Origin of the sequence: Rhizobacter sp., assembly GCF_031412495.1 — a bacterium.
Taxonomy (GTDB): domain Bacteria; phylum Pseudomonadota; class Gammaproteobacteria; order Burkholderiales; family Burkholderiaceae_C; genus Schlegelella_A.
The window spans coordinates 1-11341 of sequence record NZ_JANODC010000487.1; the positions used below are offsets into that span (position 1 = coordinate 1).

Below are 11341 nucleotides of genomic sequence, written 5' to 3' on the forward strand. Positions count from 1 at the left end.
GCGCCGCAGGCAGCCGCGGTTCCGGCGCCGGTGCGGCCGGCTACACCGACACAGCCGACACTGACACCGACGACACCGATAGCGACAGCGACACCGCCTGTGGCAGCAAGACCGGCGCTCGCGCCCGCCCTGCCGATCGAGAGCGCGACGCGCCCCGACGCCGCCCTCCGCACGGGCGCAGCGCCTGCTGTGCCGGCCGCGAGCGCACCCGGGCGCTCGGCGGCGAGCCAGGCCCGTGCCGCCACGCCGCCGGCGAAGGATCCCGGCAACGCGCTGGCGCCGGCGAACCGACCGGTGCTCGCCGGCCCGACCTCGCCCGGGGTCGCGGCGAGCGGGCCCGTGCCTCGTCCGGCAGGTCGACCGGTGCCGACGGCGACAGCCGACGCGAACAACCCGGCGACCCCCGTGCCGGCGGCCCGGCAGCCGGCGGCCGGCTATGGCGGCGCCCCGGTGCCGCCGGCCTACGGCAACGAGCCTCCGCGCCCCTACGGGCAGGGCCCGCGCGATGCAGCCCCGCCGGCTCCGGCACCCGCGGCCGAGACGGCGTTCGCGCCCGGCTCGGCGCGCGAAGCCTGCGGCAAGCGCCGCTTCATCGCCCTGGCGGTCTGCATGGACGAGCGCTGCGAGGAACCGCGTTTCAGGCAGACGCCCGAATGCGTGAGCATCCTCGCCCGCAAGGCCTTCCGCGAGAATCGCTGACCGCATCGTCGATCCGCACGGGAGCTGCCGTGGAAACCCAGGAAGACTTTTCCGTGCCGGTGGACCGGCCGCACTTCTCGGTCTGGCCCCGGCGCCTGCCGCGCGCGCTCGTGGCACCCGAGACCTCGCTCTGGTTCAACCTCGAGGTCTCGGCGACACGCTTTCCCGAGCGGGCGGCCTACCGTTTCTTCGGCCGACCGCTCACCTACCGCGAGATGCGCCGCCAGGCCGAGGCGCTCGCCGGCTGGCTGCAGGAGGTCGGCGTCGAGGCCGGCGACCGTGTCGCCGTGTTCATGCAGAACTGCCCGCAGTTCCCGACCGCGCTCTACGCCGTGCTGCGCGCCAATGCGGTGGTCGTTCCCGTGAACCCGATGAACCGGGTCGAGGAGTTCAAGCACTACATCACCGACCCCTCGACCAAGGTCGTGATCTGCGGCGCCGACCTCGCGCCCATCGTCGCCGCCGCGAACGCCGCCTTGCCGGAGGCCGAACGTGTCCGCCACGTGCTGGTCACGCGCTACACCGATGCGATGCCGGAGGGCGACATCGAGCCGGGGGACGCGCCGCCGCCGGCGATGGACGCTTGGCTGCGATCGGAGACGCCGCTGCCCGCCGGCTGCACGCGCTGGAACGACGCGCTGGCCGAAGGGCTGGTGCCGGGCCCGCACATCGCCCGCCCCGACGATCTGGCGCTCCTGCCCTACACCTCGGGGACGACCGGGCTGCCCAAGGGCTGCATGCACACGCACCGCACGCTGATGCACAACGCCATCGGCGGGCCGTGGAGCTACGGCGGCGGCGCCGAGCCGGTGGTGCTCGGGGTCGTGCCGATGTTCCACATCACGGGCATGGTCTACAGCGTCCTCGGCTCCGTGTACGCCGGCGCCAGCGTCGTGCTGATGCCGCGATGGGAGCGTGAGCTCGCCGGGCGGCTGATCTCGCAGCACCGGATCAGCCACTGGACCTGCATCCCGACGATGGTGATCGACCTCTTCGGCAGCCCCAACTACAAGAGCTTCGACCTGTCGAGCCTGCGCAGCATCGGCGGCGGCGGCGCGGCCATGCCGCAGGCGGTGGCGCAGCGCCTGCAGGACGAGTTCGGCCTTACCTTCGCCGAGGGCTACGGCCTCACCGAGACGGCGGCGCCGAGCCACGCCAACCCTCCGGAGCGCGCCAAGCTGCAATGCCTCGGCATCCCGATCTACGGCGTCGATTCCCGCGTCGTCGACCCGCTCACGCTCGAGGAGCTGCCGCCCGGCGAGGTGGGCGAGATCATCACCCGCGGCCCGATGGTCTTCACTGGCTACTGGCGCCACCCGGAAGCCACCGAGGCCGCCTTCGTCCAGTTCGAGGGCCGCCGGTTCTTTCGCACCGGCGACCTCGGCCGGATGGACGAGGAAGGCTACTTCTTCATGACCGATCGGCTGAAGCGGATGATCAACGCGAGCGGCTTCAAGGTCTGGCCGGCCGAGGTGGAGATGCTCCTGTACCGGCACCCGGCGGTGCAGGAGGCCTGCATCATCGCCGCCCGCGACGCCTACCGCGGCGAGACGGTCAAGGCCATCGTCGTCCTGCGCGAGGCCGCCAGGGGCCGGACCAGCGCCGAGGACATCGTCGCCTGGTCGCGCGAGAACATGGCCGCCTACAAGGTGCCCAGGATCGTGCAGTTCGTCGACGCGCTGCCGAAGTCGGGCTCGGGCAAGGTCATGTGGCGCCTGCTGCAGGACCAGGAAGGCGCCGGCTGACGGGGCCGGCTCTCAGCGCTCGACCCAGCGGGCGCCGTCGCGGCTGAAGCGCTCCACCGCGCCTGTCTCGAAGGCGCTCTTCTCGGCCTGCCAGGACCACGTCTCAACATCGACGACCGCGCCGTCGACCCGGACGACGTTGAAGGAATTCGACTCGCCGCGACCGCGCGTCGAGGTCGCCGTGCCGGCCTGCACGACCAGCGCCGAATAGCCCGGCAGCCCGTCGCGGTCCGAGGTGCCGCCGGACTGCGTGGCGTGGAAGTGGCCGGCCAGGAGCAGGTCGACGCCGCAATCGGCGAACACCTGCAAGGCCTTCCTGGCCCGGCCGACGAGCTTGGCGTCCTCCGGCTCGTCGGGCAGGTCGAACGGATGGTGCGTGACGACGATCTTCGTCAGGTGCTCCGGCAAGGGGTCGAAGCGACGATGGATGGCGCGCATCTGCTCTTCGTTGATGCGACCGCCCTTGAAGGTGAGCGAGCGTGCCGTGTTGACGCCGAGCACGGCGATCTCGTCGTCGATGAAGCAGGGGTGGAGGTCGCGCTGGATGTGGCGCAGGTACTTTCCCAGCGGGCTCAGGAAGCGCTCCCAGATGCGGTAGAGCGGCACGTCGTGGTTGCCCGGCACGACGATCTGCGGCCCCGGCAAGGTGTCGAGGAAGGCGCGGGCCTGCCTGAACTCGCCCGCCTTGGCCCGCTGGGTGAGGTCGCCCGAGACGACGACCACGTGCGGGCGGATCGACGCCACCGTGCCCGGCAGCGCCGCGACCACGGCCGGGTCGGTGCGGCCGAAGTGCAGGTCGGAGAGATGGACCAGGGTACGCATCGCCGGCTTTCTATGCCGCTGCCGACGGCGGCGTGGCGCGCATCACGCCCAGGCTGGCGCGTCGGATGCGGTACGTCAGGGGTGGCGTCATCACGGTCACCTCGCCGTCCGTGGCGACACGCAAACGGTGGTGCCGGCTCTCGACCACGACCTCGGCGGCGCTCATGGCGGCGAAGTCGCGCGCCTGCAGGAGCCGGCCGAGGAGAGCGCGCACTGCGAGCAGGAGCAGGCGCGCCCGCCCGGGCCGCTGCGCGACGTACAGGCTGAGCAGCCCGTCGTGCAGGCCCTCGCGCTCGCCGATGGCGAAGCCCTCCATCCGGTACTCGTTGTTGCCGATGAAGACGAACGGCGTCCGCCAGCGCTGCTCCTGGCCGTCGACCGACAGCCGGACGTCCATGAACGGGTAGCGCCGAAAGGCCGAGACCGAGGCCCGCAGCAGCGCCAGCCACTTGCCGCGGCCGAGCCGCTTCTGCTGCCGCTCCCGGTCGCGCACGATATCGGGGTACAGGCCGAGGCTCGAGTTGTTGACGAAGACGCGGCCGTTGACCTCGCCGACGTCGACCCGCACCGGCTCGCCGCCGACCACGTGCGCCACCGCTGCCTCCACCTCGAGGGGCAGGCCGAAGTCCTTGGCGAAGTGGTTGAGCGTGCCGAGGGGAAGGACGCCGAGGGCGATGTCGCGGTCGACGAGCGCCGCCGCTACCGCGCTGACGGTGCCGTCGCCGCCACCGGCGACGATCACGTCGGGCGATCGGGCGAGCGTCGCCTGGAGTGCCGACTCGATCTCCTCGCCGCCGTGGACGAGCAGGACATCGGCCGTGGCGCCGCTGGCCGCGAAGGCACGCCCGACGCGCTCCGCGAGCGCCTCGCCTCGTCCTTGCCCGGAGCCGGCGTTGAGGATGACGACGATGCGACGGGTTCGGCTCGGCAGGTGGGTCATCGCGGCGTGGGCACTTGGCGGTCGGGCCCTGCCCGGCGCCGCCGACGGAATTCGGCGAGGGCGCTGAGGCAGAGTGCGAGCCACGCCACGCCTTCGAGGAAACCGGCGATGACGTCGCTCAGGTAGTGGACGCCGAGGTACAGGCGTGTGAACGCCACGACGGCAATCGCCATGCCGGCGCCGGCGACGGCCAGCACGCGCCCGGCCACGCTGCGGCTGCGGCGAAAGAAGAACACCACGAGGAGCCCGTACGCGAGCGTGCTCCCGGCGGCGTGACCGCTCGGGAAGCTGTAGGTCGACAAGGTGAGCAGGGGCTCCTCGAGGACCGGGCGGCCGCGCTGGAACGCATGCTTCATCAGGACGTTGAGCGCCAGGCCGCCGCCGATGCAGACGACCAGGGTCGCCACCCTATGCCACTGCCGTCGCCAGGCCATCACGGCGGCGGCAAGGCCGCTGTAGATGCCGATCGCCAGGGTCGAGTGCAGATGCGTGACGACCAGCATCGCCGTCGTGAGCGGCGGCGTCGCGCGATCGCGCAGCCAGCGGGCGATCTCGGCGTCGAGCACCGTGATGCGGTCGCCCGACACCACGTCTTCGGCCACGATGCCGAAGAGGGTCGCGGCCACCAGCATCAGGACGGCCGACGCACCCAGCTGAAGCGTCAGCCGGGCTCCCGCCGTGGGCGGCGCGGTGATCAGCGGCATCGCGCCGCGCCGTGCTCAGAGGTCGGTGGGCAGCGGAACCGTGCGCCCGCTCGCGTCCTGCCCGGGCGACGAGGCGATCACGCCACAGGCCAGGCGTGCGCCGGAATTGCCCGTGGGCTGGGTCGTGTAGTCGTCCGGCATGGCGTGGACGATGACGGCCTTTCCGGCAAAGTCGCCGGGGCCGGATGCGAGGACATTGCCGGGGATGCGGACGCGGAAGACGGCGCGGCCGGTCGCGTCCGCCTTCAGCGACGGCAGGTCGCCGGCGTGGTGCTCGGCGCCGGGCCGCCCGTGCGGCTTGCCCGTCGGGTTGAAATGGCCGCCGGCGCTCATCCCGTCGCCGCTCGAGCAGTCGCCCTTCTCGTGCACGTGGAAGCCGTGCTCCTGGTTCGGCTTCAGGCCGCTGACGCGCCCCACCACCTGCAGCCCGGTCCCGTCCTGCACGAACCAGACGCTGCCGGCGGTGCTGCTGTCGCGCGTCGGCTGCAAGGTGGCGACCACGTACGGCCCGGGCGGCGACGGCGAGGCGCACGCGCCGAGGAGGAACAGCGACAGCGGTGCCGCCAGGGCGAGGAGCGTCTTCATGCGTGACCCGGGGAAGTTGATCGAACGATGATATTCGGCGGCCGCCGTCCCTTCACGCAGGCGCTTCAGTACGTGGCCCGGCCGCCCGAGAGGTCGAACACCGAGCCGGTCGAGAAGGAGCAATCCTCCGACGACAGCCAGGCGACCATCGCGGCCGCTTCGGAGACCTCGAGGAAGCGGCCCATCGGGATCTTCGACAGCATGAAGTCGATGTGCTGCTGCGTCATCGTCGCGAACATCACCGTCTTCGCTGCCGCCGGGGTGACGGCGTTGACGATCACGCCCTTGCTCGCGAGCTCCTTGCCGAGCGACTTGGTGAGCGCGATCACGCCCGCCTTGGAGGCGCTGTAGTGCGATGCGTTCGGGTTGCCTTCCTTGCCGGCCACCGAGGCGATGTTGACGATGCGGCCGTACTTCGCCGCGACCATGTGCGGCACGACCGCGCGGCAGACCAAGTAGGGGGCGACCAGGTTCACCTCGATGACGCGGCGCCAGACGTCGGGCTCGAGCTCCCACGTCGTGCCGTTGCCGCCGGTGATGCCGGCGTTGTTGACCAGGATGTCGATCTTCTTCGCCGCGCCGATCACGCGCTCCGTGGCGGCAGCGACGTCGCTCTCTCGCGTCAGCTCGACGACATCGGTGATGACCTTGCCCTGGCCGTCGAGCGAGCCCTTCGCCTCGGCGAGCTTGCCGGCGTCGACGTCCCAGAGGACCACCGTCGCCCCGGAGCCCAGCATCCGTTCGGCGATGGCATAGCCGATGCCCTGCGCTCCGCCGGTGATGACCGCGACGCGGCCCTGCAGATCGATCTTGTTCATGCCTTGTTCTCCTGTGCTGAAGCCAGCCCTCGCAACGCGTCGCCGGCGCCGGGGGCGGCGCGGCAATCGGCGATGTACTGGCGAATGATGTCGGCGAAATCACGGTCCGGCTTCAGCCCGAGGCGAGCGGCGCGGGCCGCCGTCGAGCCGCGCGGCCAGTTGGCGACGATGTTCGAGATCGTCTCGTCGCGCACGAAGCGCACGCGCTGGCGCACCTCGCGGCCGGCGACGGCCTCGAGTGCGTCGAGCATCTGCGCCACGGTGGCGTTGACCGCCGGCAGGTTGAGCGCCAGACGGCCGCCGAGCTGTTCGACGCTCGCCTCGTAGATCGCGATCAGGCCTTCGACGGTGCGCGCCGCCGACGTGAGCGGGTGCGACACGTCGGGCGTGACCGGGCAGATCGCCTCGATGCCGGCCAGCGGCTCGCGCACGATGCCGGAGAAGAACGAGGAGGCGGCGCCGTTCGGACGGCCGGGTCGCACGGTGACGGTCATCAGCCGGGCCGAGCGGCCGTCGACGAAGCCCTTGCGCGAGTAATCGGCGATGAGATGCTCGCACATGAGCTTGTGCGTGCCGTAGGAGGTTTTCGGCGCGGGCAGGGTGTCGTCGCCGACGAGCGCCGGCAAGGGCACCGACGGGTCGGGGCCGAAGACGGCGACCGAGCTGGAGAACACGAAGCGCGGCGCCGGCGTGCCGCGGCCGGTCGCCGCGCGCAGCGCGTCGAGGAGGGCGCGCGTCGTGTCGAGGTTCGAGCGCAGGCCGAGATCGAAGTCGGCCTCGCACTCGCCGGACACCGCCGAAGCCAGGTGGAATACACCATCGAAGCCGTCGCGGCCGAGCGCCTCGCACTGGCTGGCGAGGGCACCGACGCGGGCCTCGACGCGCGCGTCGGCCGTCAGTTCCGGCCGGGCCGCGACCTGGTCGGCGAGGACCAGCTGCTCGATGCGGCGCCCGCCGAGGGTGCCGCGTTCAAGAAGGGCGCTCGCGAGGCGCGAGCCGATGAATCCGCCGCCGCCGGTGATCAGGATCTTCATGTCGTGCTCCTGGTTGAAGGCTAGGCCAGCAGCGGCCCGGCCGTGCGCAGGCGGCGATCGCCGCCGCGCATGTGCTGGATGGCGCGGCGCCGGGCCAGTGCCGGGTCGCCTGCGTCGATGGCGTCGACGATGGCGGCGTGCTCGATCCGCACCGCGTCGATGAAGTCGGCCCGCGTCGCGTCGTTGCGCCGGGTGACCCGCATCGACTCGGTCGTGTACTGCTCGAGGAACTCGAGCAGGCGGCCGAAGTGCGGGTTGCCGGCGGCATCGGCGAGCAGGCGATGGAAGGCGAGGTCCTCCTCGACCCCGTCGCGCTGCTCGGCGGCGCTGCGGTCGATGGCGCGCAAGGCGCGGCGCAAGGCGATCACCTGGGCGCGGCTGCGCCGCTCGGCGGCCAGCGCCGCCGTCTCGGCCTCGAGCGCCCGCCGCACCTCGCGGATGCGCAGCACGTCGTCGACGGAGCGGATGAGCGAGAGGTCGAGCGTGAGGGCGTCGTTCGGCGGCGCCGCCGTGACGTAAACGCCCGAGCCCTGGCGCGAACGGAGCAGGCCGCGCGACTTCAGCTGGTGCACCGCTTCGCGGACGACGGTGCGGGAGACGCCGTGCGCGGCAGCGAGCCGCTCTTCCGTGGGAAGGCGGTCGCCCGGGCGCAGCGAGCCGGCGTCGATCTGCTCGCCCAGGCGGGCGGCCAGCCTGTCGGAGAGCCGCTCGGGAAGGAGAGGAAGAGGGTCGGGCGCGGCCTCGGAACGCGAGGCGGCACCGGGGCGGGTCAGCATGGTGGTCGGGTCATCATACGAATTGCGACCCGGGTGGCTCTACCGGTTTGCCCTCATGGCGGCGGCCCGTGCGGCTGTCGATACTTCGCGCCATCCGGGCGGAACCGCCCAGCCTCCGTCTGGCCCGAACGCCGGACCCGCAACCCCGATGGCCAGTGTCACGATCCAAGGAGTCCGCAAGAGCTTCGGCGAGACCGCCGTCCTGCACGGCGTCGACATCGACATCGCCGACGGCTCGTTCACCGTGCTCGTCGGCCCCTCCGGCTGCGGCAAGTCGACGCTGCTGCGCATGATCGCGGGCCTCGAGGAGATCTCCGGCGGCGAGATCCGCATCGGCACCCGGCGCGTCAACGACGTGCCGCCGAAGGAGCGGGACATCGCCATGGTGTTCCAGAACTACGCGCTCTACCCGCACATGACGGTGCGCGAGAACCTGGCGTTCTCGCTCATGCTCGCCAAGAAGGACAAGGCGACGATCGATACCAAGGTCGGGCGCGCGGCGGAGATCCTGGCCCTCACGGCCCTGCTCGACCGCTACCCGCGCCAGCTCTCGGGCGGCCAGCGCCAGCGCGTCGCCATGGGCCGCGCCATCGTCCGCGACCCGCAGGTCTTCCTCTTCGACGAGCCGCTGTCCAACCTCGACGCGAAGCTGCGCGTGGCCATGCGCGGCGAGATCAAGGAACTGCACCAGCGCCTGCAGACGACCTCGATCTACGTGACGCACGACCAGATCGAGGCGATGACCATGGGCGACCGCATCGTGGTCATGAAGGACGGCCGCATCGAGCAGATCGGCTCGCCGCTCGAGCTCTACGATTTTCCGTCGAACGTCTTCGTCGCCGGCTTCATCGGCTCGCCGGCGATGAACTTCGTCCCGGCGACGCTGCGCCGCGACGGCAGCGGCTCGCGCCTCGAGCTCGCCGACGGCAGCCGCCTGGCCGCGCCCGCCGGCTCCGGCGGCATCGACGGCCAGCCGGTCGTCCTCGGAACGCGTCCGGAGCACCTCACCCTCGCCAGCGAAGGCGGCATCGCGACGCGCGTCGTCGTCATGGAGCCGACCGGCGCCGACACCTTCGTCGCGCTCCGTCACGGCAGCACCGAGATGTCGGCCGTCTTTCGCGAGCGGCACGACTTCGCGCCCGGCAGCACCATCCACCTGCTCCCCGACCTGCAGCGAGCACACCTGTTCGACGCCGGCAGCGGCCAGCGGCTCGCCGCCTGAACCGGCACCCTGCGAGAGCCCGTTCCTTCCCGCATCAATAAACTCACAGTCAGGAGACCACGATGAGCGACCACATTCCCTTCAACCGCCGCAAGTTCCTCGAAGGCACGGCCAGCGCCGCCGCGGTGGCGGGGCTCGGCACGGGCACGGCGATGTTCGCGCCGCTCGCCCACGCGCAGACGCTGACCCTGAAGCCGGAAAAGGGTGCCTCGCTGCGCGTCCTGCGCTGGAGCCGCTTCGTGCAGGGCGACATCGACGCCTACATGGCAAACGTCAAGCGCTTCACCGAGAAGACCGGCATTCCGGTGCGCGTCGACAACGAGGGCTGGGAGGACGTGCGCCCGAAGGCGGCCGTCGCTGCCAACACCGGTGCCGGCCCCGACATCATCCTGTCGACCAACGACGACGCCAACCTCTATCCGGACAAGCTGCTCGACGTCACCGACGTGGCCGAGTACATCGGCAAGAAGTACGGCGGCTGGTACCCGGCCGGACAGGCCTTCCTGAAGCCGGACGGCAAGAAGTGGATCGGCCTGCCGCTCGGCGCCGCCGGCGCGATGATCGTGTACCGCGACAGCATGGTGAAGGCAGCCGGTTTCAACGAGTTTCCGAAGGACACCGACGGCTTCCTCCGGCTGATGAAGGCCCTGAAGGAGAAGGGCACGCCGGGCGGCCTGGCGCTCGGTAACGCCACCGGCGACGGTCTCTGGTGCAACTGGCTGATCTGGGCTTTCGGCGGCAAGCTCGTCGACCAGAACAACAAGGTCGTCATCGACAGCCCCGAGACCCTGAAGGCGCTCGAATACGGCAAGGAGCTCTACGCCACCTTCATCCCGGGCACGCTGTCCTGGCTGGACCCGAACAACAACAAGGCCTTCCTCGATGGCCAGATCGCGCTCACCAACAACGGCATCTCGATCTACTACGCGACCAAGACCTCCACCGATCCCAAGGTCAAGGAGTTGCAGCCCGACATCCAGCACGCGTCCTACCCGATCGGGCCGGTCGGCGTACCGACCGAGTCGCACCTGTTCTTCAACCAGATGGTCATGAAGTACACGAAGTACCCGCAGGCCGCCAAGGAGTTCCTGCGCTTCATGATGGAACAGGAGCAGTTCGGTGCCTGGCTGACCGGCGCCGGCGCGTACATCGCCACGCCGCTCGCCGGCTACGCCAACCTGCCGATCTGGACCTCGGATCCGAAGCACACCCCGTACCGCGACCCCGTGAAGAACCTGCGTCCGGCCGGCTTCGCGGGCAAGCTGGGCTACGCGTCTGCCGGTGCAGCTGCCGACTTCATCGTCGTCAACATGGTGGCCGAGGCCATCAGCGGTTCGAAGACGCCGAAGGAAGCGATGGAGCGGGCGCAGAAGCGCGCCGAACGCTACTACCGCGTCTGAGTCTGTCGTCCCGGGCCGCCGCGCCTTCGCGCGGCGGCCCTTTTTGCCGCTCCCATGACTTTCGTCGAACGACTCCAGAACAACCGCAACGCGCTGGGCGTGATCTTCATGCTGCCGGCGACCGTGCTGCTGCTGCTGTTCCTGACCTACCCGCTCGGGCTCGGCGTGTGGCTGGGCTTCACCGATGCCAAGGTGGGCCGCGCCGGCCAATGGATCGGCCTCGAGAATTACGAATACCTGTGGGGCGACGCGGTGACGCGCCTGGCCCTGTTCAACACGCTCTTCTACACCTTCGTGGCGAGCATCCTGAAGTTCGTGCTCGGTCTCTGGCTGGCCCTGCTGCTCAACCGCAACATCCGCTTCAAGAGCTTCTTCCGGGCCATCATCCTCCTGCCCTACATCGTGCCGACGGCCCTGTCGGCGATCGCCTTCTGGTGGATCTTCGACGCCCAATTCTCGATCATCAGCTGGATCCTGGTGAAGATGGGCTGGATCGACACCTACATCGACTTCCTCGGCGACCCCTGGAATGCGCGGCTCTCGGTGATCGGCGCCAACGTCTGGCGCGGCATCCCCTTCGTGGCGATCACGCTGCT

At 70.6% G+C, this 11341-nt stretch carries 12 protein-coding genes; 5 read left to right on the plus strand and 7 right to left on the minus strand.

The features are described 5' to 3' along the window. Positions 1-99 precede the first annotated feature (99 nt). Together AC30N0_RS18265 and AC30N0_RS18270 are read left to right on the plus strand one after the other, a co-directional pair. On the plus strand, positions 100-699 hold the full coding sequence (locus AC30N0_RS18265) for a hypothetical protein (protein WP_489519312.1): 600 nt from the start codon (positions 100-102) through the stop codon (positions 697-699). 29 nt (positions 700-728) lie between these two features. Continuing rightward, positions 729-2444, plus strand: a complete 1716-nt coding sequence (locus AC30N0_RS18270; RefSeq protein WP_489519313.1) for a long-chain fatty acid--CoA ligase — start codon at positions 729-731, stop codon at positions 2442-2444. A gap of 12 nt (positions 2445-2456) precedes the next feature. Here AC30N0_RS18270 and AC30N0_RS18275 read toward each other — a convergent pair whose 3' ends face one another. The 7 genes from AC30N0_RS18275 to AC30N0_RS18305 all read right to left on the minus strand — a co-directional run bounded on the left by AC30N0_RS18275 (position 2457) and on the right by AC30N0_RS18305 (position 8123). Further along, positions 2457-3266: a metallophosphoesterase family protein gene (locus tag AC30N0_RS18275; protein WP_489519314.1), complete on the minus strand. Its 810-nt coding sequence runs from the start codon at positions 3264-3266 to the stop codon at positions 2457-2459. Between the two features lie 10 nt (positions 3267-3276). After that, complete coding sequence (locus AC30N0_RS18280) at positions 3277-4206, minus strand: diacylglycerol/lipid kinase family protein (protein WP_489519315.1); 930 nt, start codon at positions 4204-4206, stop codon at positions 3277-3279. Further along, on the minus strand, positions 4203-4910 hold the full coding sequence (locus AC30N0_RS18285; RefSeq protein ID WP_489519316.1) for a phosphatase PAP2 family protein: 708 nt from the start codon (positions 4908-4910) through the stop codon (positions 4203-4205). Before AC30N0_RS18285 ends, AC30N0_RS18280 begins: the two co-directional genes overlap by 4 nt. Before the next feature lie 15 nt (positions 4911-4925). Continuing rightward, on the minus strand, positions 4926-5495 hold the full coding sequence (locus AC30N0_RS18290) for a superoxide dismutase family protein (RefSeq protein WP_489519317.1): 570 nt from the start codon (positions 5493-5495) through the stop codon (positions 4926-4928). A 65-nt stretch (positions 5496-5560) separates the two neighbouring features. Then, positions 5561-6313 carry an SDR family NAD(P)-dependent oxidoreductase gene (locus AC30N0_RS18295; RefSeq protein WP_489519318.1) on the minus strand — a complete coding sequence of 251 codons (753 nt, stop codon included), beginning with the start codon at positions 6311-6313 and terminating at the stop codon, positions 5561-5563. Beyond that, entirely contained in the window at positions 6310-7347 is a 1038-nt protein-coding gene (denD, locus tag AC30N0_RS18300; RefSeq protein ID WP_489519319.1) for a D-erythronate dehydrogenase, read from the minus strand. The genes AC30N0_RS18295 and denD overlap by 4 nt, the downstream gene beginning before the upstream one ends. A 20-nt stretch (positions 7348-7367) precedes the next feature. Continuing rightward, positions 7368-8123: a FadR/GntR family transcriptional regulator gene (locus AC30N0_RS18305; protein ID WP_489519320.1), complete on the minus strand. Its 756-nt coding sequence runs from the start codon at positions 8121-8123 to the stop codon at positions 7368-7370. Positions 8124-8271: 148 nt separating this feature from the next. Here AC30N0_RS18305 and AC30N0_RS18310 point away from each other — a divergent pair, with 148 nt between their 5' ends. From AC30N0_RS18310 to AC30N0_RS18320, 3 genes are all read left to right on the plus strand, one after another. Next, the gene (locus AC30N0_RS18310; RefSeq protein WP_489519321.1) at positions 8272-9345 is read left to right on the plus strand and encodes an ABC transporter ATP-binding protein; all 1074 of its coding nucleotides are present in this window, start codon (positions 8272-8274) and stop codon (positions 9343-9345) included. Positions 9346-9407: 62 nt separating this feature from the next. Beyond that, on the plus strand, positions 9408-10745 hold the full coding sequence (locus AC30N0_RS18315) for an ABC transporter substrate-binding protein (RefSeq protein ID WP_489519322.1): 1338 nt from the start codon (positions 9408-9410) through the stop codon (positions 10743-10745). A gap of 54 nt (positions 10746-10799) precedes the next feature. Beyond that, on the plus strand, positions 10800-11341 hold a 542-nt coding region (locus tag AC30N0_RS18320; RefSeq protein WP_489519323.1), incomplete at its 3' end, for a carbohydrate ABC transporter permease.

Coding starts and splice junctions, on each gene's coding strand:
- AC30N0_RS18275 (WP_489519314.1), bottom strand. CDS start 3,266: ATGCGTACCCTGGTCCATCTCTCCGACCTGCACTTCGGCCGCACCGAC.
- AC30N0_RS18280 (WP_489519315.1), bottom strand. CDS start 4,206: ATGACCCACCTGCCGAGCCGAACCCGTCGCATCGTCGTCATCCTCAAC.
- AC30N0_RS18285 (WP_489519316.1), bottom strand. CDS start 4,910: ATGCCGCTGATCACCGCGCCGCCCACGGCGGGAGCCCGGCTGACGCTT.
- AC30N0_RS18290 (WP_489519317.1), bottom strand. CDS start 5,495: ATGAAGACGCTCCTCGCCCTGGCGGCACCGCTGTCGCTGTTCCTCCTC.
- AC30N0_RS18295 (WP_489519318.1), bottom strand. CDS start 6,313: ATGAACAAGATCGATCTGCAGGGCCGCGTCGCGGTCATCACCGGCGGA.
- denD (WP_489519319.1), bottom strand. CDS start 7,347: ATGAAGATCCTGATCACCGGCGGCGGCGGATTCATCGGCTCGCGCCTC.
- AC30N0_RS18305 (WP_489519320.1), bottom strand. CDS start 8,123: ATGCTGACCCGCCCCGGTGCCGCCTCGCGTTCCGAGGCCGCGCCCGAC.
- AC30N0_RS18310 (WP_489519321.1), top strand. CDS start 8,272: ATGGCCAGTGTCACGATCCAAGGAGTCCGCAAGAGCTTCGGCGAGACC.
- AC30N0_RS18315 (WP_489519322.1), top strand. CDS start 9,408: ATGAGCGACCACATTCCCTTCAACCGCCGCAAGTTCCTCGAAGGCACG.